The 26414-nt window shown below is 63.1% G+C and carries 29 protein-coding genes; 19 read left to right on the forward strand and 10 right to left on the reverse strand.

Annotation, left to right across the window (positions count from 1 at the left end; genetic code table 11):
- The first annotated feature begins 77 nt into the window (after nucleotides 1-77).
- Both ATN37_RS25150 and ATN37_RS25155 read left to right on the forward strand, forming a co-directional pair.
- Complete coding sequence (locus tag ATN37_RS25150) at nucleotides 78-863, forward strand: alpha/beta fold hydrolase (RefSeq protein ID WP_218695749.1); 786 nt, start codon at nucleotides 78-80, stop codon at nucleotides 861-863.
- Nucleotides 864-933: 70 nt separating this feature from the next.
- The gene (locus ATN37_RS25155; RefSeq protein WP_081558480.1) at nucleotides 934-1662 is read left to right on the forward strand and encodes a Clp protease N-terminal domain-containing protein; all 729 of its coding nucleotides are present in this window, start codon (nucleotides 934-936) and stop codon (nucleotides 1660-1662) included.
- A gap of 69 nt (nucleotides 1663-1731) precedes the next feature.
- Here the strand turns inward: ATN37_RS25155 and ATN37_RS25160 are convergent, their stop codons facing one another.
- A complete protein-coding gene (locus ATN37_RS25160) occupies nucleotides 1732-1935 on the reverse strand; it encodes a cold-shock protein (RefSeq protein ID WP_003939930.1) in 204 nt (67 codons plus the stop codon).
- A gap of 346 nt (nucleotides 1936-2281) precedes the next feature.
- On the opposite strand from ATN37_RS25160, the gene ATN37_RS25165 reads away from it, so the two are divergent.
- Both ATN37_RS25165 and ATN37_RS25170 read left to right on the forward strand, forming a co-directional pair.
- Entirely contained in the window at nucleotides 2282-3331 is a 1050-nt protein-coding gene (locus ATN37_RS25165; RefSeq protein ID WP_308125234.1) for an ABC transporter substrate-binding protein, read from the forward strand.
- 46 nt (nucleotides 3332-3377) lie between these two features.
- A complete protein-coding gene (locus ATN37_RS25170; protein ID WP_030536547.1) occupies nucleotides 3378-4097 on the forward strand; it encodes a dienelactone hydrolase family protein in 720 nt (239 codons plus the stop codon).
- Here the strand turns inward: ATN37_RS25170 and ATN37_RS25175 are convergent, their stop codons facing one another.
- Complete coding sequence (locus tag ATN37_RS25175) at nucleotides 4098-4823, reverse strand: SDR family NAD(P)-dependent oxidoreductase (RefSeq protein WP_209447995.1); 726 nt, start codon at nucleotides 4821-4823, stop codon at nucleotides 4098-4100.
- A 72-nt stretch (nucleotides 4824-4895) separates the two neighbouring features.
- Here ATN37_RS25175 and ATN37_RS25180 point away from each other — a divergent pair, with 72 nt between their 5' ends.
- A complete protein-coding gene (locus ATN37_RS25180; protein ID WP_225320148.1) occupies nucleotides 4896-5435 on the forward strand; it encodes a MarR family winged helix-turn-helix transcriptional regulator in 540 nt (179 codons plus the stop codon).
- Here ATN37_RS25180 and ATN37_RS25185 read toward each other — a convergent pair whose 3' ends face one another.
- From ATN37_RS25185 to pcaH, 6 genes are read right to left on the reverse strand one after another with little or no spacing between them, the layout of a single operon-like run.
- Entirely contained in the window at nucleotides 5436-6647 is a 1212-nt protein-coding gene (locus ATN37_RS25185) for an acetyl-CoA C-acetyltransferase (RefSeq protein ID WP_083056562.1), read from the reverse strand.
- Nucleotides 6648-6671: 24 nt separating this feature from the next.
- Entirely contained in the window at nucleotides 6672-7496 is an 825-nt protein-coding gene (locus ATN37_RS25190) for an IclR family transcriptional regulator C-terminal domain-containing protein (protein ID WP_007730008.1), read from the reverse strand.
- Complete coding sequence (pcaD, locus tag ATN37_RS25195) at nucleotides 7493-8674, reverse strand: 3-oxoadipate enol-lactonase (RefSeq protein WP_218695750.1); 1182 nt, start codon at nucleotides 8672-8674, stop codon at nucleotides 7493-7495. The genes ATN37_RS25190 and pcaD overlap by 4 nt, the downstream gene beginning before the upstream one ends.
- A complete protein-coding gene (gene pcaB, locus ATN37_RS25200; RefSeq protein ID WP_218695751.1) occupies nucleotides 8671-9999 on the reverse strand; it encodes a 3-carboxy-cis,cis-muconate cycloisomerase in 1329 nt (442 codons plus the stop codon). Before pcaB ends, pcaD begins: the two co-directional genes overlap by 4 nt.
- An 11-nt stretch (nucleotides 10000-10010) precedes the next feature.
- Nucleotides 10011-10652 (reverse strand): protocatechuate 3,4-dioxygenase subunit alpha, encoded by a 642-nt coding sequence (gene pcaG / locus ATN37_RS25205; RefSeq protein WP_042446987.1) that lies wholly within the window; start codon nucleotides 10650-10652, stop codon nucleotides 10011-10013.
- Complete coding sequence (pcaH, locus tag ATN37_RS25210; RefSeq protein WP_007730015.1) at nucleotides 10645-11364, reverse strand: protocatechuate 3,4-dioxygenase subunit beta; 720 nt, start codon at nucleotides 11362-11364, stop codon at nucleotides 10645-10647. Before pcaH ends, pcaG begins: the two co-directional genes overlap by 8 nt.
- Before the next feature lie 171 nt (nucleotides 11365-11535).
- Here pcaH and ATN37_RS25215 point away from each other — a divergent pair, with 171 nt between their 5' ends.
- Nucleotides 11536-12282 carry a CoA transferase subunit A gene (locus tag ATN37_RS25215; protein ID WP_007730016.1) on the forward strand — a complete coding sequence of 249 codons (747 nt, stop codon included), beginning with the start codon at nucleotides 11536-11538 and terminating at the stop codon, nucleotides 12280-12282.
- Nucleotides 12279-12926, forward strand: a complete 648-nt coding sequence (locus ATN37_RS25220; protein ID WP_007730017.1) for a CoA transferase subunit B — start codon at nucleotides 12279-12281, stop codon at nucleotides 12924-12926. Before ATN37_RS25215 ends, ATN37_RS25220 begins: the two co-directional genes overlap by 4 nt.
- A gap of 63 nt (nucleotides 12927-12989) precedes the next feature.
- Here ATN37_RS25220 and ATN37_RS25225 read toward each other — a convergent pair whose 3' ends face one another.
- Complete coding sequence (locus tag ATN37_RS25225; protein WP_063315728.1) at nucleotides 12990-13868, reverse strand: AraC family transcriptional regulator; 879 nt, start codon at nucleotides 13866-13868, stop codon at nucleotides 12990-12992.
- 154 nt (nucleotides 13869-14022) lie between these two features.
- On the opposite strand from ATN37_RS25225, the gene ATN37_RS25230 reads away from it, so the two are divergent.
- The 4 genes from ATN37_RS25230 to ATN37_RS25245 all read left to right on the forward strand — a co-directional run bounded on the left by ATN37_RS25230 (nucleotide 14023) and on the right by ATN37_RS25245 (nucleotide 18124).
- A complete protein-coding gene (locus ATN37_RS25230) occupies nucleotides 14023-14595 on the forward strand; it encodes a peroxidase-related enzyme (protein ID WP_003940498.1) in 573 nt (190 codons plus the stop codon).
- 133 nt (nucleotides 14596-14728) lie between these two features.
- The gene (locus ATN37_RS25235; RefSeq protein WP_081558474.1) at nucleotides 14729-16426 is read left to right on the forward strand and encodes a hypothetical protein; all 1698 of its coding nucleotides are present in this window, start codon (nucleotides 14729-14731) and stop codon (nucleotides 16424-16426) included.
- Nucleotides 16398-17015 carry a sortase domain-bontaining protein gene (locus ATN37_RS25240; protein WP_007730021.1) on the forward strand — a complete coding sequence of 206 codons (618 nt, stop codon included), beginning with the start codon at nucleotides 16398-16400 and terminating at the stop codon, nucleotides 17013-17015. Before ATN37_RS25235 ends, ATN37_RS25240 begins: the two co-directional genes overlap by 29 nt.
- A gap of 26 nt (nucleotides 17016-17041) precedes the next feature.
- Entirely contained in the window at nucleotides 17042-18124 is a 1083-nt protein-coding gene (locus ATN37_RS25245) for a M20/M25/M40 family metallo-hydrolase (RefSeq protein WP_054828142.1), read from the forward strand.
- On the opposite strand, the gene ATN37_RS25250 is transcribed toward ATN37_RS25245, so the two are convergent.
- Entirely contained in the window at nucleotides 18085-19110 is a 1026-nt protein-coding gene (locus ATN37_RS25250; RefSeq protein ID WP_003939717.1) for a LacI family DNA-binding transcriptional regulator, read from the reverse strand. The genes ATN37_RS25245 and ATN37_RS25250 overlap by 40 nt on opposite strands.
- A gap of 234 nt (nucleotides 19111-19344) precedes the next feature.
- On the opposite strand from ATN37_RS25250, the gene ATN37_RS25255 reads away from it, so the two are divergent.
- Genes ATN37_RS25255 through ATN37_RS25290 form a run of 8 tightly spaced genes read left to right on the forward strand, consistent with a single transcriptional unit; the run spans nucleotide 19345 to nucleotide 26320 of the window.
- Nucleotides 19345-20187 (forward strand): BtpA/SgcQ family protein, encoded by an 843-nt coding sequence (locus tag ATN37_RS25255; protein WP_003940276.1) that lies wholly within the window; start codon nucleotides 19345-19347, stop codon nucleotides 20185-20187.
- Nucleotides 20188-20189: 2 nt separating this feature from the next.
- Nucleotides 20190-21089 (forward strand): carbohydrate kinase family protein, encoded by a 900-nt coding sequence (locus ATN37_RS25260; RefSeq protein ID WP_165638957.1) that lies wholly within the window; start codon nucleotides 20190-20192, stop codon nucleotides 21087-21089.
- Complete coding sequence (locus ATN37_RS25265) at nucleotides 21086-22093, forward strand: substrate-binding domain-containing protein (protein WP_019745494.1); 1008 nt, start codon at nucleotides 21086-21088, stop codon at nucleotides 22091-22093. Before ATN37_RS25260 ends, ATN37_RS25265 begins: the two co-directional genes overlap by 4 nt.
- 2 nt (nucleotides 22094-22095) lie before the next feature.
- On the forward strand, nucleotides 22096-22866 hold the full coding sequence (locus ATN37_RS25270) for an ATP-binding cassette domain-containing protein (RefSeq protein ID WP_003939830.1): 771 nt from the start codon (nucleotides 22096-22098) through the stop codon (nucleotides 22864-22866).
- The gene (locus tag ATN37_RS25275) at nucleotides 22863-23906 is read left to right on the forward strand and encodes an ABC transporter permease (RefSeq protein ID WP_007730024.1); all 1044 of its coding nucleotides are present in this window, start codon (nucleotides 22863-22865) and stop codon (nucleotides 23904-23906) included. The genes ATN37_RS25270 and ATN37_RS25275 overlap by 4 nt, the downstream gene beginning before the upstream one ends.
- Nucleotides 23861-24952 carry a phosphotriesterase gene (locus ATN37_RS25280; protein WP_007730025.1) on the forward strand — a complete coding sequence of 364 codons (1092 nt, stop codon included), beginning with the start codon at nucleotides 23861-23863 and terminating at the stop codon, nucleotides 24950-24952. The genes ATN37_RS25275 and ATN37_RS25280 overlap by 46 nt, the downstream gene beginning before the upstream one ends.
- A complete protein-coding gene (locus ATN37_RS25285) occupies nucleotides 24945-25697 on the forward strand; it encodes a glutamine amidotransferase (RefSeq protein WP_003939869.1) in 753 nt (250 codons plus the stop codon). The genes ATN37_RS25280 and ATN37_RS25285 overlap by 8 nt, the downstream gene beginning before the upstream one ends.
- A complete protein-coding gene (locus ATN37_RS25290) occupies nucleotides 25694-26320 on the forward strand; it encodes a TenA family protein (RefSeq protein WP_218695752.1) in 627 nt (208 codons plus the stop codon). The genes ATN37_RS25285 and ATN37_RS25290 overlap by 4 nt, the downstream gene beginning before the upstream one ends.
- Nucleotides 26321-26414: the final 94 nt, after the last annotated feature.

Genomic DNA, 26414 nt, shown 5'->3' on the forward strand with positions numbered 1-26414 from the left:
TGCCGACCGGACCGATGAGTTTAGGTAACGCGGGCGGTCTAATCAGGTAGGCATTGACCAGACCTGAGGAGATCGACGTGCAAACAGAGCAATCCCCAGCGGTAGTGCAATCCCGCGACGGTACGACCATCGCATACGAACGCTCCGGTGCCGGACCAGCAGTGGTCCTGGTCGCCGGAGCGTTCTGCGACCGCGGATGGTTCGATTCCCTGGCTGCAGAGTTGGCGGCGGACTTCACGGTGTACTCGTACGACAGGCGCGGACGCGGGGACAGCGGTGACAGTCGCGCGTTCTCGATCGACGCCGAGGTGGAGGACTTGCGAGCGGTCGTCGCTGCCACCGGTGAAACACCGCTCGTTTACGGATTGTCGTCGGGTGCCGCGCTGGCTTTGGAAGCCGCTGCGCAGGCCGTTCCGATGCGTAAGCTCGCCGTCTACGAGGCGCCGTACATGGACGACGACCAGCGTGACGAGACTGCCCAAAGTGACCTGGAGCGATTGATTGCGGGCGGCGACAGGGAAGGTGCTGTGACGCGTTTTCTGGATCTGACCGGCGCGTCTCCGGAGATGGTCGACGAGATCAGGCGGAGTGCCGATTGGCCCGACATGTGCGCCATCGCGCACACCTTGCCTTACGACGTCGCGGTGTGTGATCACGGCTGTCAGTCGCTCGACTGGCTTGCCTCCATTACCGTCCCTACATTGGTCATGTACGGCGGTGACAGTGGTCAATGGGCACCTGCCTCGGCGACGAGAATCGCTGCAAAAGTCTCGGGGACAAAGACTTTGGAGATCCCCGGTCAGGGTCACGGCGTTGCCGACGACGCTATTGTCCCGGCTCTGCGTGAGTTCTTTTCCGGCTAATCGCTGTGCGGCGAAAACGATCGTCAACCTAGGGTTGACGTTTTCGATTGTGTCAACCTATGGTTGACGCATGAGCAAGCCAGTGGAAATGACCAACAAGGTTCGACTCGACGACCTCATCGACGCGATCAAGAAGGTGCACACCGATGCTCTCGACCAACTCTCCGACGCCGTGATTGCCGCTGATCATCTCGGTGAAGTTGCAGATCACCTGATCGGTCACTTCGTCGACCAGGCGCGCAGGTCGGGAGCGTCGTGGACGGAGATCGGCGCGAGCATGGGTGTCTCGAAGCAGGCTGCGCAGAAGCGTTTTGTTCCCAAGGCGCCGAGTGATCAGAAGCCGATGGATCCGAACGAAGGGTTCAACCGGTTCACTCCCCGGGCGAAGAACGTCGTCATGGCCTCGCAGAACGAAGCCCGCGCCGCCGGTAACGCAGAGATCCGGCCGGAGCACCTGCTCCTGGGGCTCGTCGAGGAGCCTGCCGGGTTGGCTGCGAAGGCGATAGTGGCGCAGGGGGTGGAGCTCGGATCCGTCCGAGCTGCAGTGGCCGGTGTACTACCGGCTCCGACTTCCGAACTACCAGAACTCATTCCGTACGACGCTCGTGCGCGCAAGGTCCTGGAACTGACGTTCCGTGAGGCTCTTCGCCTGGGCCACAACTACATCGGAACCGAGCACATCCTGCTCGCACTGCTCGAACTCGAAGACGGATCAGGTGTTCTGGCTGATCTCGGAATCTCGAAGTCGGTGGCGGAGTCGAACATCGTTGGAGCGTTGGCCGTCATTCAGGATCAGTGATTCAGAGGTGAATCCGATGCAGAAGAGGGCCGCACCCTTGCGGGTGCGGCCCTCTTCTTGTGTCACTGATTAGACAGCGCGCACATTGGTGGCCTGAGGACCCTTCTGGCCCTGGCCAACCTCGAACTCCACACGCTGGTTCTCGTCGAGCGACTTGTAGCCGTTGCCCGAGATTTCAGAGTAATGAACGAACACGTCCGGTGTTCCGTCGTCGGGAGCGATGAAACCAAAGCCCTTTTCGCCGTTGAACCACTTCACGATGCCCTGTGCCATACCGATACTCCCTACAAACTCGATCCGGGCCCTCACATCGAAGTCCCGATCTCGATATGTCTATCCTCCCACGCCGCGCAAGTCGAACGGTGGGCGACGTGCAAAAGACGGTAATTCGGAAGCTTTCGAGGAGGGAATGGCAACTGATCTTCGACTGATTTTCGACGCTGGAGCGACCCGATCGCCGAAGGCAGGGACTGGTGGCTCGCCCAACTGCCTGCGGTGATAGATCAGCGGGAATGTACTTGTCCGCTCGAGAACGGTCCATTTTTATCGCTCCGATCTCTCGGAATCGCAAACGTAGGAACCCTATGGAAGATGAGGGTGGGCTAACCTCTCTTTCGCTGTGCCCTCGGCGCGCGCAGCAGTCGCCGAGAAGGAGAGTGCATACATGTACGGAACGATTTGTGAATCCACGACGTCTGAACTTGTGGACCAGCTCAGTCGCCGCGGGTTCTTCGGGGTCGGCGCACTGGCGGCGGCCGCCATCCTTGCGGGGTGTTCGACTACATCAGATGCTTCTGATGCCGGCGAACAACGTGAGGTGATCAATGCGCTCGGAACCACCACGATCTCGGGAAAGCCGGAAAGGATCGTTGTTGCCAGCGACTTCACGGATCTGGAATTCCTGCTCTCGCTCGGCGTTCACCCAGTCGCCTACGGCAACACAGGATCGTGGGACCGCGGTTCACTGCCTTGGCAGAGCACCGCGGGAATAGCCGACCTCGAAAGCTTCGGCACCACAGGCGAAATCAACCCGGAAATCATCGCGCGCTACTCACCGGACCTCATCATCGGAATGAAGACTTATCTCGAACCTGCAGCCGAGAGGCTCAGTCAGATCGCTCCGGTCATCGCGCTGGACTGGACCACCTCGTGGCGTGACGGCGTCGCCATGGTCGGGCAGGCAGCTTTTGTCGACGAGGCTGCTGCTGCAGCGATCGCCCGGACCGACGCTCTGATCTCCGACACCGCAGCTTCCCTGAACGGCTTGGGTGGCAAGACGATCATGATCGGCTCGATGTACGGCGATCAGTTGTATGTGCAGGGGGATGCCAGTGCGCCCGGGGTTCTGCTGCGCGAACTCGGACTCGACTATCGCGGATACAACGCCGAGCAGATGACTGCGCTGTCGATGGAGCAGGCGGAGGTACTCGCACCCGCAGACATTTTGCTCAGCCTCGCTTCTGATCAGGAAGCGACGACGAGGTTGGAGAACTTCGCAGTTTTCCAGAACCTCCCCGCGGTGAAGGCGCGATCCTATGCGCCGGTCGAACTTCTGCTCTCGAATGCCTTTGTCGATAATTTCGGTCCACTGAGCGCGCCGTACGCCTTGCCGCAGCTCGCCGGGGTCTTGACCGGGCTTGCGGCGGGCCAGGGAAAACAGCTCCCCTGACCTCGCTTCCGAGCCTATTGACGCCGCGTCGGCCTAGCATCGAAACATGGTGGACATAGATCTGACGGGCCGCGCCGCAGTAGTCGGCGGATCACAACCGCTGCGAGCGATACTCGAAACCCCCACTACCCCCGGCCCGTGGCCGGGGGTAGTGATGATTCACGAGGCCTTCGGGCTCGAGGAGGTGATGCAGCGGCAAGCCAAGCGGCTGGCCGCTGCGGGATTCCTGACGCTCGCTGTCGACCTCTACAGCGCGGGCGGGGCGAAGCGGTGCCTAGTGCCCACCATGACGTCGATGCTTCGAGGACACGGCAAGGCGTTCACCGACATCGAAGTCGCTCGCAGTTGGCTGGTGGAATCCCCGGACTGCACCGGAAAGATCGGTGTCATCGGATTCTGCATGGGCGGCGGCTTCGCGATGGTCAGCGCCGGAGATTTCGACGCTGCCTCGGTCAATTACGGTCAGCTTCCACGCAAACTCGATGAGGCCGTGGTGGATGCGTGCCCGATCGTCGGGAGTTTCGGAGGCAAGGACTTTTCGCTCCGGGGCGCGGCAGCGAAGCTGGAGACGGCGCTCAGCAATGCCGGTATCGAGAACGACGTCAAGGAGTACCCCACCGCCGGCCACGCGTTCCTCAACGACGCGGAGGCCGGACCCAAGGTGCTTCGTCCTTTGGAGCGCATCCTCGGAATCGGTCCCGATCCTGTTGCAGCGCAGGATGCCTGGAAGCGAATCGACTCGTTCTTCGAGCGCCACCTGGCGTGATCAGCGACTGGTTCTCTCACCGCCGTTGACTGCCAATACCTGACCGGTGATCTGCCGGGCACCCGGTGAGGCCAAGAAATGGACGGCTGATGCGATGTCGTCCGGGGTTCCGGCGCGCTTGGTGCTGGTGGATTCGATCAGCATCGCGCGACGCTCGTCCGTCAGAAAGTCCCGGAAGAACTCGGTGTCGGCGATGTAACCGGGGGAGACGATGTTCGCGGTGATGCCTTCTGGGCCCAGTTCGGCGGCCAGATCGATATTCCACGTGGCAACTGCTGCTTTGGCAGCGCCGTACGCTCCAGCTCCCTTGTCTGCGGCAATCGATCCGATGGTGATGACGGCACCGCCACTGGGGATTCGATCTCGAACTGCTGCTGTGGTCAACACTGCCGAGATCAGATTGGAGTCCAGATTGGCCCGCCACCCGGCGGCCAGGGATTCCAGATCTGACGGCGCTTCGCGATCGAAGTCCGTGTTACCGCCGGCGCAGTGCACCACGACGTCGATGGTTCCCGGAAGTGAATCCTGCAGCCGCTTCAGGTCTTTCGGGTCGGAGTTGTCACACGTCAAGGCGTGAACATTATCGCCCAACTCCTCCGCGGTCTTTTCGAGTGGTTCCGTGCGTCGGCCGGTGACAAAAACGGTGTCTCCGTCCCGGGCGAACGCCGCTGCAGCTGCGCGTCCGATCCCTGTTCCGCCGCCGGTTACCAGAACTGTGCGTGTCATGCCTACCTCCGTGAGCTACGTTTAGACCTATACGAAGAACGTATCATTTAGAGCTAAACGAGGTGTGCAGTGGTGGGCGACTACAACCCGGACGACGCGGTGGACGCGGTCGCGTTGGCCTGGCTTCGCGAAAGGCCGGGCACGCCGGTAGAGGGCATCGGCATCGTCACCAGGCTGTGGATGTGCGCCAAGCTGCTCGGTGAGGATCGCCGACGGGTACTCGCCTCGGCCGGTGCGGACACCGCGACTCTGGACCTGCTCAGTGTCCTGCGGCGATCCGGCGAGCCGTATCAGTTGACGACTCGCCAGATCACCGAGCAGACCGGAGTCACGGCCGGTGCAATCTCGCAGCGACTCGCGCGCGCGGAGAACGCGGGTCTGGTGGAGAGGTCTTCCGCCGCGGAAGGGTCACGAATAGTGCTCGTGACCCTCACTGCCGCCGGTCACGAACTGGTGGAGCAATTGGTGGACCGAGTCCTCGGCCGTGAAGCCGAACTGACGTCGATTCTCACCGAGCAGCAGCAGGCCGAACTCACCGACCTGCTGCGTGTCTTTCTCGACGGCCTACGCGGCGAACTCGGTGACTCCGGCGTCGCGCACGTCGGGGCTTGATCAGGACAGGCGCTCGAAGACCGCAGCCAGGCCCTGCCCGCCGCCGATGCACATCGTCTCGAGGCCGTAACGCGCTTCGCGACGGTCCATCTCGCGCAACAGGGTGGCCAGGATTCGTCCACCCGTAGCTCCGACCGGATGTCCGAGGGAGATGCCGGAGCCGTTGGGGTTGATGCGTGGGTCGTCGGCCTCGAGATTCCAACTCTGCAGGACTGCAAGTGCTTGTGCCGCAAAGGCTTCGTTGAGTTCGATGACGTCCATGTCCGCCAGGGACAGCCCGAGGCGGCCGAGTGCCTTCTCCGACGCCGGTACGGGGCCGATGCCCATGGTGCGCGGCGGAACGCCCGCAACGCTCCAACTCGCGAGGCGTGCGAGCGGTCGCAGTCCGAGGGTACGAGCTTTGTCGGCGGTGGTGACGATCGCCAGTGCTGCGCCGTCGTTCTGACCGCTGGCATTACCTGCAGTCACGGTGGAGTCGGGGTCGATCTTTGCGCGCATGGGACGAAGGCGCGCAAGCGATTCCATCGAGGTGTCGGCGCGTGGATGCTCGTCGGCGTCGACGAGCAGGGCCTCGCCCTTGCGCTGCGGAACGGATACCGGAACGATTTCTTCGGCGAAGACGCCGTTCTTCTGTGCTGCGACGGCACGCTGATGGGATTGAACCGCGAGTGCATCTTGATCCTCGCGGCTGATGGAGAACTCGGCGCGCAGGTTCTCTGCCGTTTCGATCATTCCGCCGGGAACCGGGAAGTCACGTCCGCCGGCTGTGACGCGGGCCCGCGCGAGACGATCGCTGAGCGCAACTCCTTCACCCTTGACGCCCCAACGCATTCCGGTTGCGTAGAACTCGGCCTGGCTCATCGACTCGGCACCGCCCGCGAGGACCAGGTCACTGCCACCGGACTGAACCTGCATGACGGCCTGGATGACTGCCTGTAATCCCGACCCGCACCGGCGATCCACCTGCATGCCGGGAACATCGATGCCCAGACCCGCGTTGAGCGCCGCGATGCGTCCGATCGCCGGAGCCTCACCGTTCGGCGAAGCCTGGCCGAGAATGACGTCGTCGATCTCCGCGCCGGAAATGCCGGTACGCGTGACGAGTTCGGTGATCAGCGTCGAGGCGAGATCTTCCGGGGCTACGTCACGGAAGACACCGCCGAAGCGGCCGACAGGGGTACGGAGCGGTTCACAGATGACAACGTCAGGCATTGGTTCTTCCTTGGGTCTGCTCGGTCAGCGGGTGGCAGCCGAGTGATTGTTGGACGACTGAGTACGTCCGAGATCGACGGAGATGGCGTCCGCGGTGGCGACTGCGGCCGGAACCAGTTCACCGCGAACAGCTTCGGCGCTGTAGCGGGCGGCTTGGGTGGAGATGTTGACGGCCGCGACCACGTCACCGGTCGCGTCCCGGATGGGTGCGGCGAGCGAGCGCAGACCCTCTTCGAGTTCCTGATCGACAATCGCGAACCCGTCGGCGCGAATCTTCTCGAGTTCGGCACGCAGTCCGTCGGCGGTGGAGATGGTCTTGCCGGTCAGGCGGGCGAAGGACACTCGGGCGAGGTAGGCGTCCAGTGCGTCGTCCGGCAAGCCGGCGAGCAGAACTCGACCCATGGATGTGGCGTACGCGGGAAAGCGCGTGCCGATGGTGATGGACACCGTCATGATGCGGCTGACCGGAACACGAGCCACGTACACGACGTCGTCACCGTCGAGGATCGACACGGACGTGGATTCACGGACCTTGGCGGACAAGGCTTCCAGATGCGGCCCGGCGATCTCGGGAAGGGACAGACTGGAGAGGTAGCTGTAGCCGAGTTCGAGGACACGGGGCGTCAACCAGAACACCGAACCGTCAGTACGTACGTATTCGAGTTCGACGAGCGTGAGTAGGAAGCGGCGAGCAGTCGCACGCGTGAGATCGGTGTGCCGGGCAACCTCGCTGAGGGTGCGACGCGGGTGCTCACCGTCGAAAGCCTTGATGACGGAAAGCCCACGGGCCAGCGACTGCACGTAGTCCGGGGACGGTCCCGGCGCCTGCTCGCTGCTGTTCTCACTCATGTTGTCTCGTTCTCCTCAGGTTCGGCCGAGAGGTCCGCGAGTGCTTGCTTTCCCAGCGCAAAAGCCAAGTTGCTGTTCGGCACACCCGCATAGACCGCGGTATGGAGAAATACTTCCACGAGTTCGTCGGGATCGATCCCGGCACGCAGCGCAGCGCGAATGTGCATGTCGAGTTCGTGTTCGTTGCCGACGGCAGTGAGGATCGCGAGAGTGAGGAGCCTGCGGGTGTGGTGATCGAGGCCGGGGCGCGACCAGATGTCACCCCACGCCGTGCGAGTGATGAAGTCCTGGAAAGGGGCGGTGAACTCGGTGGCACCGGCAATGGAACGGTCGACGTGGGCGTCGCCGAGCACCTGGCGTCGTACGGTCATGCCGGCCGACACCGCGGCGCTACGTTGGGCGAGCGCAGATGTGTGCGAGGCAATATGCGTTGCAAGTAGTTTGGTGACGCGCCCGGCTTGTTCGACGTTGGCCAGGTGTGCGCCCGGATCGACCACGTGCAGTACCGCATCGGCGATGCCGTCGGCGATCGCACCCAACGTCGACGGAGGCGTCGCCGGATCCTGCTCGCCCGCGACGAGGAGCGTCGGAGCGACGATGCGGGCCAGGTCGTTGCGGCCGTCCCACGTCGAAAGCGCCTCGCAGCAGGCGGCATAGCCCTCGTCGGGTGTGGCTTCGACCATCGCGACGTGGCGGGCGACAAGCTCCGGATCGTTTTCGGCCAGTCCCGGCGTGAACCAGCGTCCGACGACGGCGGCCGCGATGGACGCGATGCCGTCCGCACGGACAGCCTGCGCACGATCGATCCACGGTTGAGCCGGGGCGAACTGCGAGGACGTGCACATCAACGTCAACGTCTCGACGCGAGTGGGGTGGTGCGCGGCGATCCATTGGCTGACAGCGCCGCCGAGGGAGAGCCCGACGAGATGTACGGACTCGAGTTCGAGCGAATCGAGGAGAGCGATGACATCGCCGGCGAGATCGGCAATTGAGTAGGGGCCCGTAGCCACCGGTGACTTGCCGTGGCCGCGATGGTCGACGGCGATGACGCGGTAGCGATTCGACAGCGCGTGAATCTGCGGCTGCCACATGGACAGATCGGATCCGAGTGAACCCAGGAGAACCACTGCCGGGGCATCGAGATTGCCGGTCTGTTGAAAGTTGAGCGCGACGCTCATCGAGATCCTCCTGTGGAGCGTTCGGCGAGGGCGCGGTCGACCAGATCGGTGGCGTGGCCCAGATAGTGTGCGGGGTCGAGTAGTTCGGCGATCTCGGTTTCGCTCAGGTGCTCTGCGATGGCGGGATCACGATCCAATCTGGTTCCGGAAGTGGCTGCCGCGGTGACGATGTCGCGCGCTCGATCAGTGTGTGCGGACAGGGCCTTGGTGACACGCTCGGCGAGAATCAGGCCACCGGTGATGTCGAGATTGCGAGCCATCGACTCGGTGTGTACTTGCAGGCCGGTGAGGCTCACGGAAAGCTGGTGCGCCGCTCCGCCTGCCAGACGCAGGAGATCGGTGACGGTTTCCCACTCGGCGTGCCAGGGGCCTGCGGCGCGAGCGAATTCGTGATCCATGTTCGACAGGGCTGTGGCCACCAGCGCGGGAGCACGTCGCGCTGCCGCGCGGGCGGTGATCGCGGCAACCGGATTCTGCTTGTGCGGCATGGCCGAAGAGCCGCCCGGAGCGCTCTCGGCGACCTCGGACAGTTCGGTGGACGCCATGACGGAGATGTCGGTGGCGGGCTTGGAAACGGCGCCGGCGACGATACCGAGTGTGGTCGCGAGTTCTGCGATGGTCACGCGGTCGGTGTGCCACGGAGTGACCTGCCTGGCCAGACCGAGTTCGTCGGCCAGCGCGTCGGCGATCCTGAGCCCGTCGGGATACAACGCAGCGAGTGTTCCTGCGGCTCCGCCGAACTGAACCGGCAACGTGGACAGCACGATCTCGAGGCGAATCGCTGCGGCGTCGAGTGCCGTGAACCAACTCGATGCCAGAAGGCCGAAAGTGGTCGGAAGTGCTTGCTGGCCCAGAGTTCTCGCGACCATCGGAGTGGAGCGATGGAGGCGGGCGAGGTGGGCGGCGGAATCGGCGGCGCGCGTCAGGTCGGCCAGAACCACCGCGCCCGCGCGTCGCGTCAACAGCATCAGCGCACAGTCCATGATGTCCTGGCTGGTGGCTCCCGGATGCACCACGGAGGCAGGCACACCTTCCTGTCCCACCCTTTCGCGAAGCGTCTTCACCAGCGGAATGACGGGATTTCCACCGGCTGCCGACGCCCGGCCGAGCGCCACGATGTCCAGACCACCCGGTTGTGAGAGTTCGGCCGCAGCAGCAGCCACCGCGGCGCAATGTTCCCCGTCCGCCAATCCGACGGTGGCCATCGCACAACTCAGTGCGGCCTCCACGTCGAGCAACGCGGTGACCCACGCCTGGTCGGACAGGTGCTCCGATACGCGGGTGGCCCCGAACACCGGGTCGAACAGTGCGCCGCGAGTGGGCATGTGTACTCCTCTTACAGCTCGAAGAAGGGCGTCTCGACGCCGTTCGCGTCCTCGTCCTGAACATAGACCGTCCAGGAGTACCCACCGTCGACCTTGGTTGCAACCAGCTTCGCGCGTTCGGTTTCGCTCAGTGAGGACAGCACCGGATCTGTTGCGTGTGCGTCGGCGTCTTCGGGGAAGTACAAGCGGGTGACCAGGCGGTCGAGCATGCCGCGAGCGAAGACCGACACGTTCACGTGTGGGGCCTCGTCCGCATCCGTTTCAGTGGGCTGCGCACCGGGCTTGACAGTGTGGACCAATGCAGTGCCCGTGGGATCCGCTGCGCTGCGGGCGAATCCGCGAAAACCAGCCGGAGTGAGCTCCACTGCGCCACGGGGATCGTCCGGATGGTTGAAGCGTCCGAGCGTATCGGCCTGCCATGTTTCGATCATCGCGTCGGCGACGGGTGTACGGGCGCCGTCGATCACCGTGATGGCCAGCGTGATTCGTCCGGGGGCATCGGCGGGAGCGGCGTCGGGGCCGTCCGTCCAGGGGAGGCCGATGTGCCAGTACGGCCCGACGGTCTGAGAGGGCGTGACACCGAAGGGGGCGGTGGTGAAGTCGCCGGGGACGACCGGATAAGTGGGTGCGGGCTTCGCGGTGTGATCAGTCATCGTGGTCTTCCTCGTTCTCGAATACGGAGGCGTTACGGCCGCGCAGGACGATGTCGAAGCGGAACCCGAGAGCCCAGTTGGGGACTGTGGCGTCGTAGTCGAAGACGCTGACCATGCGGTGACGTGCTGCTTCGGGTACCGCGTTGTAGATCGGGTCCTGGAAGAACATCGGATCGTCGGGGAAGTACATCTGCGTCACGAGGCGCTGCGTGAATGCCGTGCCGAACAGCGAGAAATGGATGTGGGCCGGTCGCCAGGCGTTGTCGTGGTTCATCCACGGGTAGGCGCCCGGCTTGATCGTGGTGAAGCTGTAGTGGCCGTTCGCGTCGGTGACGCAGCGACCCAGGCCGTTGAAGAACGGATCCAGCGGCGCGGGCCAGTTGTCGCCGGTGTGGCGGTAGCGTCCACCTGCGTTGGCCTGCCATACCTCGAGCAGTGTGTGGGGGACGGGTTTTCCGTCGCCGTCGAGTACGCGGCCGTGAACGACGATGCGCTGTCCCTGTGCTTCGCCGCCGTTGGCAATGGTCAGGTCGTTTTCGCCGGCGCCGACGCGATCCTCGCCGAATACCGGCCCGGTGAGCTCCGTGAGCCGCTGGGGGAGCAGCTTCAGCGGCTGCTTCGGGTGGCGAAGGGAAGTCGTCTTGTAGTCCGCGAAATCGGCCGGGGCGTTGACGCCAGTCGGCCGCTGGTACCTCGGCGGTAGATGCAGCATAGGGAACCTCGTCGTTCGGTTACGTGAAGTTGTTCGCAATGTGTACATGTGTTGCGCTCTGCGAACAGAATAGTTCGTAGATGTGACCCAGGCAATGCCGGGGGCGAAAAATGTTCGTTATGCGGACGGGGGTTCACAATACGTACGGGTCGCGCTACTGTGATCGACATGATGGACAAAGTCATTCCCACTGCTGCCGAGGCCGTCGCCGACGTGCCGGACGGCGTCACGATCGCTGTTGGAGGTTTCGGGCTCGTCGGAGTGCCGGAAATCCTCATCGATGCGCTCCTCGAGCAGGGCGCGACATCACTCGAAACGGTGAGCAACAACTGCGGCACCGACGGGTTCGGGCTCGGAGTGCTTCTTGAGAAGGGGCGTATCCGTCGTACTGTCAGCTCGTACGTCGGCTCCAACAAGGAGTTCGCGCGTCAGTACCTTTCCGGTGAGCTGGAAGTCGAACTCACGCCGCAGGGCACGCTCGCCGAGCGCATGCGCGCCGGGGGAGCGGGCATCCCCGCGTTCTTCACCCCGGCCGGCGTCGGCACCCAGGTCGCCGACGGCGGCCTGCCACTGCGTTACGACGGTAACGGCGGCATCGCAGTTGCCAGTCCGCCCAAGGAAACTCGTGACTTCGACGGCGTCACCTACGTGATGGAGCGCGGCATCGTCGCCGACTATGCACTGGTCCATGCCTGGAAAGGTGACCGGCACGGCAACCTCGTCTACCGCGCGAGTACCCAGAACTTCAATCCGGCTGCAGCAACGTCGGGGCGCATCACCATTGCGCAGGTCGAGCACCTCGTAGAGCCGGGTGAGCTCGACCCCGCCGAGATCCACACGCCGGGCATTCACGTTCAGCGTGTTGTCCACGTCGGCCCCGTGACGGTCGGCATCGAGAATCGGACGGTACGAGCATGACTTCTGTACTACCCACCAAACTCACCCGCGAAGAGATGGCGGCCCGCGTCGCGCGCGAACTCGAGGACGGGCAGTACGTGAACCTCGGCATCGGTATGCCGACGCTGGTTCCGAACTACCTCCCGACCGATATCACCGTTGTATTGCACTCGGAGAACGGCGTTCTGGGCGTGGGGCCGTACCCGACCGAGGACGAACTCGATCCCGAGCTGATCAATGCGGGCAAGGAGACCATCACCGTTCTCCCCGGTGCGTCGTTCTTCGACTCCTCAGCGTCGTTCGGCATGATCCGCGGCGGCCAGGTCGACGTTGCCGTGCTCGGTGCCATGCAGGTCAGTGCCACCGGAGACCTCGCGAACTGGATGATCCCCGGCCACATGGTCAAAGGCATGGGCGGCGCGATGGATCTGGTCCACGGCGCAAAGCGCGTCATCGTGATGATGGAGCACGTCTCGAAGAAGGGTGAGCACAAGATCGTCGAGGAGTGCTCGCTTCCGCTGACCGGTAAGGGCTGCGTCCAGCGAATCATCACCGACATGGCCGTGATCGACGTGACTGACGACGGTCTCCGCCTGGTGGAGACGGCGCCGGGCATCAGCGTCGAGGACGTGGTTGCTGCTACCGGAGCGAAACTGATTCTTTGACAGTCTGTTTCATCTGATGGCTCAGCCGCCGGGTCGTGACTTCCATCCGACCTGGCGGCTGTTTTACGCCCCGACGTCGTTCAGCTCGCTCTCGACCGGAATCCAGAGCTCGAACCGTGCGACGGTGAAATCGTCGTTGTATTCGGTACGCATGATCTCGGGACCAGGTACGGAGCGAAAAGGGTTGGCAGGGAACCATTCCGTGTAGATATCTCGCCACAAATACTGCACAGATTCGATTTCCGACCCGTCGGCGGTGAAGACGGCCCACGTGTGTGCGTCGACCGTCAGCACATCGAAACCCGTGGGTGAAGGTTTGCCGGTGACCACTCCCAGGTAGTAATCCAGTTCTGTGCCTTCGGTTCTGGGATGCGCCAAATTGTCGACGACACTGACGATTCCCGCCGGGTCCTGATCGGAGAGCTCGCGCAACCCTCGCAACGCAACCTTGTCCACGGAGCGGGTGAAATCTTCGATCGCAGAATTGGGACCTTCGTGAACCAATGGAACCCGGGTCTTGAACCCGACTACCGTCAGGGCAGGTTTGTCCACAAGCATGTAGTCCATCGGTGTGGCTCCTTCCAGTGTCACGTGAATGACAAGTTTCTGTTGGGATTTGAGAACGGCGGGAGCGCGTGTGACCGCGCCGGGGCTCACGCCGTGAAATGCGGTGAACGCTCGTGTGAAGGCCTCCGCGGACGAGTAGCCGTACTTCACGGCGGTCTCCAACACTCCTGATCTGCTGACGGACAACTCGGCACCAGCCAGGGTGAGTCGACGTCGACGGATGTATTCGGATACGGGAATGCCGGCCAGGGCCGAGAACATCCTCCGAAAGTGATACTCCGAGGTGGTTGCCAGCCTTGCCATCTCGGCTGTCTCGATCTCGCCGCTCAGATTGCTTTCGATGTAGTCGAGCGCGCGGTTCAGTCCGTCGATCATCGTGTCTTCCTGTTCACGGGTTTCACGCTACGCAGATCACTTGGGCCGTACCCGACTATCCGTGCCCGAAAAAGTAGGGCAGGAAATGCATCTGGACAACTCAGTTAATCATCATTATCTTGAATCGAACATCGATGGTTGACCAGGAGGCACAGTGAGCACCCGTTTTCCGCAGGCTGAATTGACCGAGGTGCCCGAGGACATCGCCGCCAAGATTCTCGAGATCCAGGAGAAGTCGGGGTTCGTGCCCAACGTCTTCCTGATGTTCGCTCGGCGCCCAGCCGAGTTCCGGGCATTCTTCGCATACCACGACGCGATCATGCTCAAGGAAGATTCCGCACTCACCAAGGGTGATCGAGAAATGATCGTCACCACGATCTCTGCGGCCAACAAATGTACGTACTGCGTTGTCGCGCACGGCGCAATTCTGCGTATCTACGAGAAGAAGCCGTTGGTTGCCGACCAGGTTGCGGTCAACTATCGCACCGCAGAGATCTCCGATCGTCAGCGCGCGATGCTCGACTTCGCCACCAAGGTGAACTCCGCCTCACACGAAATCGCCGACGCCGACTTCGACGCCCTCCGTGTGCACGGCTTCGGCGACGAGGACGCGTGGGACATCGCCGCGATCACTGCATTCTTCGGGCTCAGCAATCGCATGGCGAGTTTCTCCGGCATGCTGCCCAATCCGGAGTTCTACCTGATGGGGCGCGTTCCGCGGTCCTGATTCCTGCGGGTAGAGCAGCAGCTCTCAATTTTTCGGACCGACCGGTCGTAACGTCTGGAAGTCAGCCGACGAAGTAAAGGCTGTCCACGCCGGAATTGCCGTCTTCGTAAAGAAGGCCGAAAGGTTGAGCGCTATGTCGGAGAAGTCCATCGCCCATTCTCGGAGGGTCCGCTCTGCGGCCGCCGGTGCCGTACTAGCTCTCGGATTGGCGGTGGGCGGCACGGGAATTGCATCGGCAGAGCCGGAAACCGTGTGTACCCCGAGCGCTGATCCGCTGGTGACCTGCGCCGAGGAAGAGGCAGCTGCCACCACCGACGCCGACGCGGCGACGAGCACCGAGACCACGCCGGAGAAGGTTGAAGCCGGGGTCGCGGGCACGGGCAGTGCCGAAACCGCTGGTACGGACGCTGCAGCACTGGCGGAAGCCGAAGCAAAAGCCAAGGCAGCTGCCGACGCGGCAGCGAAGGCCGCCGAAGCAGCCGCGACGGCAGGGGTCGACTCGTCCGCAGCGACAGACACTTCGGTGAAGGCGACCGAGGCAATGACCCAGGCGAGCGTCGAGGCAACCAAGGCGGCGGTCGAATCGACCAAGGCCAAGGCGGAGGCCGGGGCCGCGGAACAGTCTGCCAAGGAAGCCGAAGAGGCGGCCAAGGTTGCGGAGTCCGCGGCGGCCGATGCCAAGGAGGTAGCAAAAACAGCTCAGGCAGAAGCCGACGCGGCCGCAGCCAAGGCTGCGGAACTCGAGGAGGCTGCGAAGGCCGCCGGTTCGGGGCCCAAGACCGAAGAGGCAGCAAAGGCGCGCGCCGAGGCTAATGCTCTGCAGGCCAAGGCCGATGAGGCGAAGGCTGCCGCGGATGCAAACGCCAAGCTGGTTGCGGACAAGAACAAGGAAGCCGAGGAAGCCTTCAAGAACTGGGATTTCGCGAAGGCAGCCGTCGCTAAGGCTCAGGCGCTGGCCGCGGCTTGGAACGCCAAGCAGCTCGCGATCACCGTCAAGGAAACTCAGAAGGTGGCCACCGCCGCTGAAACCACGGCCAAGGCAGCCGAGTCCGCAGCTGCCACCGAGGTAGAAGCTGCTACCGCCGCCCGTAAGGCCGCAGATGAAGCGGCGGCTACTGCGGCTTCCGCGCAGAAGGATGCCGACGCTGCGCAGAAGGCCGCGGAGACGGCCCAGGCCGAAGCCGATGCTGCGGGCGAGGCTGCCACCGACAAGCGAGCCATCGCCGACGAAAAGGCTGCCGAAGCCGCCAAGAAGGCCGAAGCTGCCGAAGCGGCGAGCAAGAAGGCGCAGGATCTCTACCTGGCCGCCGAAGACGCGAAGGCCGCAGCCGACGCCGCGGCAGCAAAGGCCAAGGAAGCTCAGGCCGCTGCAGCCGCCGCAAAGGCCGAAGCGGATGCAGCGCAGAAGATCGTCGACGAGCTCAAGGCAAAGGGCGAGAAGGAGATCGACAACGGAACAGGCGTCGGCGGTGAAGTGATCATCGGTGAGCACACTGACGACGGCTCCGGGGTCACGAAGGTCGACGAGACCACCGCTGTAGTGAACAAGACCGGCGTCAAGCTGGTCGGCTACTACAACAACAAGGGAGCCTTCGACGTCGTCGACTACTACGTCACCGATGCCGACGGCGATCCGGCGCTCGCCGGAAGCCTGCCCCCGGTCGACCTTGCTCTCGGTGACACCGCAAGCAGCAGCACCAGCGGTAGCAGCAACTCCAACCTGCCGGCTGTATTGATCGGCGTCGGAGTCGTGGGCGCTGCCGCCGCAGCAGCTACGACGGTGGTTGTTCGTCGCAAGCGTCATGACGGCCCGGGCAACACGTCTGCGTAGCGCCGGTCTCTCGGCGGTAGCGATCCTCGCCCTCCTCGTATCCGGATGTTCGGGCGAGAACGCGGGATCGCTACCTGACCGCTCGCCGGTGCAGTCGCATATCGCGGCTGCACCGGCTTCGGTGACCGTCGATCCGGCAGAACCCGAGAGGATCGAGTTGAGGTCTGCGTCCGGGGTCACGTACCTGAGCAGTCCGTTGCACTCGGAGAAACTGATGCGCGGCGGCGAGAGTGGGCAGCAACTGAATCCCGTCGACGAACTGCCGGTGTGGTGGGGTGAAAGCGGAATGCCGGGAACGTCGACCACACAAACAGTTGTCGTGGTCGGCCACAACTACACCACTCGCGAAGCACCGTTCCGGGCGCTCCGGGTAGTGGAGCCGGGCGATCGAATTCTCCTGGGTACACCGAACGGCACGCTTGAGTACGACGTCGAAACAGTCGGACCGCTGCACAAAGGTTCGCTGCTGGGCGCTCACGAGTTGCGCGAATCGGTTCCGGGACGGCTGATCCTCGCCAATTGTGATGTCGTCGAAGGAGAGTCGACCGACGACAATTACGTTGTCATCGCCCAGCTGGCAGCGCACTGAATCCGTGGCAGTGCAAGAATAGGTACATGGATTCCCTCGGACTTCTCTCGGAACTGGTAGCTCTCGACACGGTCTCGGGGGAGGCCGCTCCTCAACGGCGGGCGATGGATTCGATTGTCTCGTTGGTTCTCTCACGTGCGCCACAGGCGAAGGTGGAGTCAGACCTGACCGGCAATCATCCCTGGGCCTTGATCACCAACGAAGCTGCACCCTCGGCCGCGAGACTACTGTTCGCCTGCCACGTGGACACGGTGCCAGTGGGCACTGTCTCCGACTGGGAGTTCGACCCGTACGCCGCACAGGTCGACGGCGAATTGTTCCTCGGCAGAGGGACATCGGATATGAAGGCCGGCCTTGTTGCCGCTACTGCCGCGGTTGTCGACGCTTTCGAACGTGGAGTCCCGGTCGCGCTGTTGCTGACGAGCGACGAGGAAATCGGATCGCTCGGGGCTGTTCGTTCGGCCGACGCCGTTGCGAATCTCGAGGTCGGGGCCGTCATCGTTCCCGAGGCGACCGGCAATCGCATCAACCTGGGGCACCGCGGCGCACTGTGGCTCGAAGTGTCCGTCAAAGGAAAAGCCGCGCACGGGAGTACGCCGCAGCGAGGAACCAACGCCGTCCTCAAACTGCTTGACGTCGTCGACCGAGCCCGGCGTGAGCTTCCGCTGTCGTCCGACGCGTTTCTGGGTGCCGAAACCTGGAACCTCGGCTTGGTCGGCGGGGGTTCGGCTCCGAACATCGTGCCGGACAGTGCACGTGCGGTGATCGATCACCGCACGGTGGGAGACGGCGCCGACCTGCTCGCGTGGTGGCGAGCCCAACCAGAAGTCGACTCGGTGGAGACGTCGATTCATCTGGGAGGTGTGCGTACCGACGCGTCGGATCCGTGGTTGGCTACCTTGCCTATCCCTGTTGCAACCGAACCGGTTTCGTACTTCACCGACGCTTCGGTACTGGCCGCCGCCGCCCCTGGTGCTCCCGTCGTGATCTGGGGCCCTGGCACTCCCTCGCTGATGCATGCGGCCAACGAAAGCGTCAAGGTTTCCGAACTGGACGATGCGATCGCTGCTTACGGTGCGGTTGCCGCCGCTTGGCCGACGGTGGACTGACGGACAATCAGTTCAGGAGCAAGCGCGATGTGGGCTGTCGACTCGGAAGAGTTGTTCATCGCCTGATCCAGAAGTCGCACAGCTTCTTCCGCGATTCTTTCCTGCGGCTGCCCGACGGTGGTCAACGGCGGGTTGCACAATTCGGAGAATGGGATGTTGTCGAAACCGGTGACCAGAACGTCGCCGGGAACGTCGATGCCCAATGTGTGACACGTCTGCAACACGCCAAGTGCGATCAAGTCGTCGGCGCAGACCAGGGCGTCGGGGCGAGTTTTGCCGGTCAGGATGATGTTGGATGCCGTGCGCCCCCACTCGATCGAGTACTCGCCGAGTTGTGTCCACTCGTCACGAGTTTCGATGCCCATTCGATCCGCGTGGCGGAAGAAGCCGGCCCGGCGAAGTTCTGTTGACGAATTGGTCAGCTCGGAACTGATGAAGGCGGCTGATTGCGCGCCACGCTCGGACAGATGCTCCATCACCAGGGATTGAGCGGCGTCGTCGTCGACGCCGACCCAGTCCGTCTGGGTATCCATTGCAAACCGGTCCAGTTGAACGACCGGAAGCGTTGCCGCGCTGGCTCGGACGGCTTCGGCACTCAGTTCGCCGTGGCACGGGCTGATGATGATTCCGTCCACTTGCCGGGAGACGAGCGACTTGAGTCGCTGCGCTTCCACGTCGGGATCGGAACGAGAATCGCACAGGAACAGTTGTAGTCCGCGCCGAGCGAGGACGTGTTCGACGTTGACCACCAGCGAAGTGAAGAAGGGGTTCGCGATACTCGGAACCACCATTCCGACAGTGTCCGTCCGATTGCGACGCAGTGAGCTGGCGATGATGTTTCCCGAGTATCCGAGAGAATCCGCGGCTCGTTTGATCGTCGCTGCAAGCTCGTCCGAGACAGGGCGGGAGCCGGACAGTGCCCGCGACACGGTGGCCGTCGACACCCCGGCCAGTTCCGCGACATCGCGAATGGTCGCCTTGCGCATGCGTCCCCCGTTTTCTGCTCGATTCGGGTCCGAGGTTATCGAACCGCACGGTCCAGTGTCCCGCATGTAACACGATTGAGGCAATCGTTTACAAATTCGAATTGTGAAATCCTTGACACAACCCGGTGTTGATCGCATAACCTGCTAATTCATCAAGGCAATCGATTACATCGTGTGCAGATCTTGTGCATGGACATACAGCGCAAATCTTGCGCATGGAATGGGGTAGCTGAAGTGACCGCATCACCGCTCGGAGTCTTTCCGCCCAAGCCCTCGGCGCTGGCAGAGATGTTCACCGGCACGCCATCTCTCATCGGGGCCATTCACCTCCCGGCCCTGCCGGGCAGCCCGCACTACACCGGGCAGCCGGTTTCGGAAATTGCTCGCTTCGCCGTCGAGGAAGCACACGCGTATGTCGACAACGGTTTCGACGGGGTGATCGTCGAAAATCACTGGGACATACCGTTCCTCAAGCCCGGCGAACACGGATACGAAACCGCCGCGAGCATGGGAGTCATCACGGCAGCGGTGGTCGGCGAGTTCGGCAAGGCCGTCGGCGTCAGCATCCTGTCCAACGCCGGCGAGTGCGGAGTGGCCGCAGCGTGGGCGGCAGGCGCGAGTTTTGTGCGCGTCAATCAGTGGGCCAATGCCTACATTGCCAATGAGGGCTTCATCGAGGGCCAGGCCGCCAAGACGACGCGCTTCCGCCATCGCATCGGCGCCGACCCGGTCCGGATCTTCGCTGACGTGCACGTCAAGCACGGTGCGCATGCCATTGTCGCGGACCGCACTGTCGCGGAACAGACCGAAGACGCCGAGTTCTTCGACGCAGATGTTCTGATCGCGACGGGTTCGCGCACCGGTGACGCCGCTTCGGTCGACGAGGTTTCCGTGATCCGAGACAACACCGTTCTTCCCGTGATCATCGGATCCGGCATCACGGCTGCCAATGTCGCAGCGCTGATGAAGGAATGCGACGGCGCCATAGTTGCATCCTCGGTGAAGGACAATGGACGCTGGTGGGGACGGGTCGCAGGCGAGAAGGTCCGCGAACTGTCCCGGGCCGCAGGAAAGTAACCATGATTGTCTTTTGTGGATACGCCAACAACGATGTGACGGTACATGTCCCACACGTACCGGTACTCGGTGAGCGCGTTCAGGCAACGGCCATCAGTCAGATCGACGGTGGAATGAATGCAAATGCTGCGGTATCCGCGGCCAGAATGGGCGCGCAAGTGATCTTTGCCGGTGCCGTGGGCCCGGACGCGCGGTCCACCGAGTTTCTCGAATCCCTCGAGGCAGACGGCGTCGACACCAGTTGGTCGCCGCGAGATGCGTTCCTGTCGACGGCAGTTGTTCTCATCGCGCAGGACGGCGATCGCTCAATCATCAGCCAGGACGACCCGAACGATGCCGAACGAATCGGGGTTGTCATCACCCGATTGGCTGCTGCCGGTGGTGGACGGCTGTTCCTCGACGGATACCGTGCGGGCTTCCTGCCAGAGGGATTGCCGGGAAGCGTAAGTCTGGTAATCGATCTGGACGGTTGTGAAAACAAAGCCGCGGCACTGCGCGCGTTCGCTCTGGCCGACCACGTCGTCGTAGGGCGTGCCCTGTGGGAAGGCGAGTTCGGGATCGGTTTCGACCAGTGGCAGACTCTGGCCGCCGAGCACCACACCCACCTGCTGGTGACCGACGGCTCGCGAGGTTGGACACTGGCCACACCGGACGGCGAGGTGACGAGCGAACCGGCAGTAGTGGTCGACGTCGTCGATGCCGTCGGGGCCGGTGATTGCTTCGGCGGTACGTACATCGCTTTTGTCGACGCCGGGCGCTCACCGGTGGACGCCGCACGACTCGCCGGGGCATCGGCTGCATTGGCTTGCGCCACCGCAGGCCCCCGCGGATGCCCCACCCGAGATGAATTGGACAGCTTCACAGCAACATTGACCCCTCACACCCTTTTGGAGACTCGATGATGAAACGTGCATTGCCTCTGGCGCTGGGAGCTGCAGTCGCGCTCACGCTCACCGCTTGTGACTCGGCTTCGTCGAGTGACTCGAAGGACGCATCGGGGGGCTCGTCCATCCCGCAGCCGACCCGGGTCGCCGAAAGCTGTGACGGGACGAACGGCAAGCTCAAGGTCGGTCTGGTGACCATCAACCTCCAGGCGCTGTACTTCAACCAGATCAACAATGCCGCGAAGAACGTCGCGGACAAGGCAGGCGTCGACCTGCAGATCATCAGCGGCAACGACGATTCCGTCGCGCAGGCCAACGCCTTCGACAATCTGATCGCCGCCGGAGTCGACGCGATCATCGTCGATGCAATCGACACGGACGGAATCAAGCCGTCGGTGGTCAAGGCCAAGAACGCGGGCATCCCCGTCGTCGCGGTGGACGCGACCATCGACGATCCGGCACTGTCGACTCAGGTCGGTACGGCCAACGCCGAGGGTGGTGCCAAGATCGGAAACACCTTGGCCGACGTCGCGAACAACACCGGAACGGTCGGTATCGTCGGCGCGCTCAACAGCACTGTTCAGTTGGAGCGGCAGAAGGGCTTCACGGAGACCGTGACCGGCCGCGGAATGACCGTCGGCACCGTCGTGGACGGACGTAACATTCAGGAGAACGCACAGACCGCGGCGGAGAACCTGCTGACCGGCGGTGGCGACATGAAGTACGTCTACGCAACCGGTGAGCCGGCACTGATCGGTCTCGTCGCGGCGGTCAACAGTCAGAAGGCGCAGGATCGCATCGAAGCAGTCGGTTGGGATCTTTCGGATCAGGCGGTAGGCGGACTCAAAGCCGGTTGGCTTAAAGGCGTGGTCCAGCAGAACACCTTCGAATTCGGCCATGAGGCAATGAATTCGGCAATCGACCTGGCTTGCGGACGCGGCGCTCCGGCAAACATCCCGGTTCCCACCCAGATCGTGACCCCGGAGAACGTGGCCGACTACATGTACTACTTGGAGAAGTAATCATGGCACCTCCACTGATCGAACTCTCGGGCATCACCAAGTCGTACGGACCGGTGAAGTCCCTTCAAGGAGTGGACCTTCGGCTGGCGAAGGGTGAAGTACTCGGAGTGGTCGGCGACAACGGCGCCGGTAAGTCCACTCTGATGAAGATTCTCGCCGGTGCGGTTCAGCACGACGGTGGCGAAATGCGCGTCAACGGTGAACCAGTGCGCTTTTCGACGCCTCTCGACGCCCAGCAGAAAAAGATCGGAATCGTCTACCAGGATCTGGCTCTGTGCGACACGCTGGACGTCGCCAGCAACCTGTTCCTCGGCAGAGAACCGCGAAAAGGCCCCTTCCTCGACCGGCATGCCATGCACGAGAAGGCGGCTCACATTCTTGCCGACCTGCATGTCAAGGTGAAGTCGACCTACCAGGAGATCGGGCAACTGTCCGGCGGACAGCGGCAAACCGTCGCGATCGCCCGCGCAGTCTCCTTCCGCCCAGACGTACTGATCCTCGACGAGCCCACCGCAGCGCTTGCCGTCGCCGAGGTCGAGTCGGTGCTCAAGCTGATCACGGACGTCGCAGCGGCCGGCGTGGGCGTCATTCTCGTGACACACCGCCTGCAGGACCTGTTCCGCGTGTGTGACCGAATCACGGTCATGTACGAGGGGCAGAGTGTCGACGACGTTCCGATCGGCGACCTCAACATCGAGTCCCTCGTCGGACTCATCACTCGAACTCCGGTGCCGCAACGGACATCGGCAGCAACACAGGGAGCCACGGCATGACCACTCTCGAGAAGACCCAGGCGCCGATCGAGCGCAAGCTCGCCGCGAAACCCTCCTTGTGGGACAGCGTCAACAAGCCCACCCTCGCGATGCTGGCGGTGACAGTTGCTGTCGCAGCCGTCTTCTCGGCGACCACGTCGTCGTTCCTGACATTCACGAACCTGTCGAACCTGGCAACCCAGATCGCTCCGGTTCTGATCATCGCGGTGGCGATGACTTTCGTGATCACGGCAGGTCAGATCGACCTGTCCGTCGGTGCGATCGTCGCGTTCGTCGCGGCGATGAGTGCCGAGCTTATCCAGGCCGGCGTCGATTCGTCCCTGGTCTTCGTCGCCGCCCCGGTGATGGGTGCGGCCTGGGGCCTGGTCAACGGATGGCTCGCTGCCTATCAGGGTATTCCGCCGTTCATCGTGACCCTGGCGACGATGTCCGTCATTCGCGGTATCGCGCTGTATCGGACCGAAGGATTCTCCGTTCCGGTTCCGGCCGACACCTACTTCGCGAAGCTCGGAACTTCGGAATTCCTCGGGTTCTCCGCCAGCGCCTGGATTGCTCTCGTCGTCGTGGTCATCGGAGCAATTGCGCTCAACCGCATGCGCTTCGGGCGCTACGTCACCGGTATCGGTTCCAACGTCGAATCCGTACGACGGTCCGGTGTCAACACGCGTCGTGTGCTCATGATGACGCTCGTCTTCACCGGCCTGGCTGCCGGCATCGCGGGACTGCTGATCGCGGCTCGACTGGGCTCGGGTTCGGCCAACTCCGCAACGGGATTCGAGCTCACCGTGATCACCGCGGTGGTTCTCGGTGGCACCAATCTCTTCGGCGGTCGCGGCACCGTGATCGGTACCGTCATCGGCGCCGTCCTGACCGGAATCATCGCCAACGGATTGACCCTGCTCGGCGTGAGCCCGTTCCTGACGCCGATCATCACCGGTGTCGTTCTGCTACTGGCCATCTGGATCAACATGCGCGGACACACGCTGAGCGCGCTGTGGCGACACCTGCAGTCCGCACCGTCGGGGCCCGCACGCTCATGAGCAAGGTTCGTACTGTCACGGGAACTGTGGACAGCTCGGAACTCGGACTGGTTCTCCCACACGAACATCTGCACAACGACGTCACCGGTGCGTACACCGAGGCCCCGGATCCGGTTGTGGCACAGCGGTTGGCCGGTCCGGTACGCGCCGAGGATGCCTGGCTTCTTCACGACAATCCGTACTACAGTCTCGACAATTGTCGAGTCGACGACGGATCGGCCGTGGTGGAAGACCTTGCGGACTTCGCCCGCCTCGGTGGTCGGACGATCGTCGATCTGACACCGCCGGGACTGGGCCGGGCACCGGAGAAGTTGGCGGAGTTCTCGCGAAAGTCAGACGTGCGAGTGATCATGGGTTCAGGGTGGTACCTCGAGACGACCCATCCGGTCGAGGTCCACGAACTCGGTGTCGACGATCTGGCAGGTTCGCTCGTCGAGGAGTTCGATCCGGCAAAGGAATTGGCTCCTGGCGTGATCGGGGAGATCGGAGTCTCCCCGCTCTTCACTCAGAACGAGGCGAAAGCGTTGCGGGCGGCATGCATCGCCCAGCGCGAGGTGGACGTGCCCCTGTTCGTCCACCTTCCGGGCTGGCAGCGCGTGGGACATCACGTCGTCGACATCGTGGTCGACGAGATGGGCGTCGATCCGCAAGCAGTGGTCCTGTGCCACATGGACCCGTCCGGACACGACGCCGACTACCAACGATCGCTCGCCGACCGCGGTGTCTTTCTCGAGTTCGACATGATCGGGATGCCTTTCGATTTCCCCGGCGAGGGTCTTTCTCCGCATCCGGCGGAAACAGCCACTGCGGTAGCCGGATTGGTCACCTCCGGTCACGCATCACAGCTCCTGCTCAGTCACGACCTCTTCCTCAAATCAATGCTCAGAAAGCACGGCGGAAACGGATTCTCCTACGTACCACTCGCCTTCGCCGCCCGATTGGTGCGCGCAGGCGTAGATCCCCAGCAAGTGTCCGCATTGATGCGAGACAACCCGAGGTCGCTCTTCGAGCAGGCCGCGAAAGGAAACAGAAGCAGTCATGGGTAAACGAGTACTGATCGCCGGCGAGAGCTGGATGACGACGTCGACGCACGTCAAGGGCGTCGACGAGTTCAGTGTCCATTCCTACGTCGAGGGAGTCGGCCCGCTTCGGGATGCGCTCACCTCACGTGGCCACGACGTGACACACATGCCCGCACACCTGGTGCCGACGCAGTTCCCCGGTACCGCAGAAGCACTGTCGCAGTTCGACGTCGTCGTTCTCTCCGACATCGGAGCGAACTCGCTGCAGCTGGCTCCCGGCGTGTTCGACCAGTTCCGCGCCGGCGAGGATCGCCTTGTCGCGCTTCGTGACTGGGTGAACGCCGGCGGCTCACTGATGATGATCGGTGGTTACCTCTCGTTCTCCGGGTTCCAGGCGCGAGCAGCTTTCCGCCAGACCGCGATCGCCGAGGTACTGCCCGTGACGATGCTGGCCGAAGACGATCGCGTCGAGACACCGGCTGGGATCGTTCCCACCGTCGTCGATGCTGCTCACCCGGCTCTCGGTGGTGCCGGCGATTCCTGGCCGGCGCTCCTGGGATACAACCGCGTCGTCGCGAAGGACGGTGCCGTGGTTCCCGCCACCATCAACGGCGATCCGCTTGTCGCTGCCGGTGAATACGGCGCCGGACGCTCGATCGTCTTCACCTCGGACTGCTCGCCGCACTGGGCTCCGCCGGAGTTCTGTGAGCAGTGGCCCGGATACACCGACCTGTTCGACGGCTTGATCAGTTGGGTCGCCGGCGAATGAGTCGCTCCTCAGACCTGCTCGCGCGGCAGCAGAGTAATCTCGCTGCCGCGCGGGCGGTTCCATTCATCGAGGACACCATCGGCGGGACGTTGAGTGATGAGGGATTCCGCCGGTACCTCGTGATCGAAGAGGCATTTGTACTGACGGCCGTCAAGGTGTTGGGGTTGGTGGTCGCCGAATCCCCGACGCTCGACGACGCGCTCGACCACGTGACGTCGATGTCGAACCTGGTGGGCGAGCAGCGCGAGTATTTCGCGCAGTTGCGTTCCCGCTTCCCGTACGAGGGTGACGCAGCGGCGCTGGTCGAGGAGTCGGCCGTGCTGTCGACGCACGCCTTGACTCTCGCTCGCGAAGAGGGCAGGGCGGCGGCGCTGGTGGGCATGTACGCCGCGGAAACCCTGTATCTGTCGTGGTGCCGGGAGGCGGCGGCAGTGAAGGTAGATCGCGAACCAGCGTTGCAGGACTGGGTGGACATGCATGTCGCTCCGCCGTTCGTGTCCCAGGTGGCGGTGCTGGCGTGCGAAGTGGACGCCATGCCGAAGTCCGTCACCGACGAGGACCTGGATCGGTGGTTCTCGGGCATGCTGGCCGCAGAGATCGATTTTCACAACGTGGTGGTGTGAACCACTGCTGTGCGCCTTTATTAACCCCCGGCGGTTAATAAAGGCGCACAGCAAAAGGCCCGTAGGTCGCTTTCGCAACCTACGGGCCTCTTCT

The sequence above is a fragment of the Rhodococcus sp. MH15 genome, from assembly GCF_019266045.1.
Classification (GTDB): Bacteria; Actinomycetota; Actinomycetes; order Mycobacteriales; family Mycobacteriaceae; genus Rhodococcus_F; species Rhodococcus_F qingshengii.

Excerpts from the sequence above, each read along its gene's own strand:
- ATN37_RS25245 (WP_054828142.1), top strand. The coding sequence starts at position 17,042 with ATGGATTCCCTCGGACTTCTCTCGGAACTGGTAGCTCTCGACACGGTC.
- ATN37_RS25235 (WP_081558474.1), top strand. The coding sequence starts at position 14,729 with ATGTCGGAGAAGTCCATCGCCCATTCTCGGAGGGTCCGCTCTGCGGCC.
- pcaH (WP_007730015.1), bottom strand. The coding sequence starts at position 11,364 with ATGCTGCATCTACCGCCGAGGTACCAGCGGCCGACTGGCGTCAACGCC.
- ATN37_RS25240 (WP_007730021.1), top strand. The coding sequence starts at position 16,398 with ATGACGGCCCGGGCAACACGTCTGCGTAGCGCCGGTCTCTCGGCGGTA.
- ATN37_RS25265 (WP_019745494.1), top strand. The coding sequence starts at position 21,086 with ATGATGAAACGTGCATTGCCTCTGGCGCTGGGAGCTGCAGTCGCGCTC.
- ATN37_RS25260 (WP_165638957.1), top strand. The coding sequence starts at position 20,190 with ATGATTGTCTTTTGTGGATACGCCAACAACGATGTGACGGTACATGTC.
- pcaD (WP_218695750.1), bottom strand. The coding sequence starts at position 8,674 with ATGAGCGTCGCGCTCAACTTTCAACAGACCGGCAATCTCGATGCCCCG.
- ATN37_RS25275 (WP_007730024.1), top strand. The coding sequence starts at position 22,863 with ATGACCACTCTCGAGAAGACCCAGGCGCCGATCGAGCGCAAGCTCGCC.
- ATN37_RS25160 (WP_003939930.1), bottom strand. The coding sequence starts at position 1,935 with ATGGCACAGGGCATCGTGAAGTGGTTCAACGGCGAAAAGGGCTTTGGT.
- ATN37_RS25285 (WP_003939869.1), top strand. The coding sequence starts at position 24,945 with ATGGGTAAACGAGTACTGATCGCCGGCGAGAGCTGGATGACGACGTCG.
- ATN37_RS25170 (WP_030536547.1), top strand. The coding sequence starts at position 3,378 with ATGGTGGACATAGATCTGACGGGCCGCGCCGCAGTAGTCGGCGGATCA.
- ATN37_RS25185 (WP_083056562.1), bottom strand. The coding sequence starts at position 6,647 with ATGCCTGACGTTGTCATCTGTGAACCGCTCCGTACCCCTGTCGGCCGC.
- ATN37_RS25250 (WP_003939717.1), bottom strand. The coding sequence starts at position 19,110 with ATGCGCAAGGCGACCATTCGCGATGTCGCGGAACTGGCCGGGGTGTCG.
- ATN37_RS25290 (WP_218695752.1), top strand. The coding sequence starts at position 25,694 with ATGAGTCGCTCCTCAGACCTGCTCGCGCGGCAGCAGAGTAATCTCGCT.
- ATN37_RS25175 (WP_209447995.1), bottom strand. The coding sequence starts at position 4,823 with ATGACACGCACAGTTCTGGTAACCGGCGGCGGAACAGGGATCGGACGC.
- pcaB (WP_218695751.1), bottom strand. The coding sequence starts at position 9,999 with ATGCCCACTCGCGGCGCACTGTTCGACCCGGTGTTCGGGGCCACCCGC.
- ATN37_RS25215 (WP_007730016.1), top strand. The coding sequence starts at position 11,536 with ATGGACAAAGTCATTCCCACTGCTGCCGAGGCCGTCGCCGACGTGCCG.
- ATN37_RS25220 (WP_007730017.1), top strand. The coding sequence starts at position 12,279 with ATGACTTCTGTACTACCCACCAAACTCACCCGCGAAGAGATGGCGGCC.
- ATN37_RS25155 (WP_081558480.1), top strand. The coding sequence starts at position 934 with ATGAGCAAGCCAGTGGAAATGACCAACAAGGTTCGACTCGACGACCTC.
- ATN37_RS25225 (WP_063315728.1), bottom strand. The coding sequence starts at position 13,868 with ATGATCGACGGACTGAACCGCGCGCTCGACTACATCGAAAGCAATCTG.
- pcaG (WP_042446987.1), bottom strand. The coding sequence starts at position 10,652 with ATGACTGATCACACCGCGAAGCCCGCACCCACTTATCCGGTCGTCCCC.
- ATN37_RS25190 (WP_007730008.1), bottom strand. The coding sequence starts at position 7,496 with ATGAGTGAGAACAGCAGCGAGCAGGCGCCGGGACCGTCCCCGGACTAC.
- ATN37_RS25270 (WP_003939830.1), top strand. The coding sequence starts at position 22,096 with ATGGCACCTCCACTGATCGAACTCTCGGGCATCACCAAGTCGTACGGA.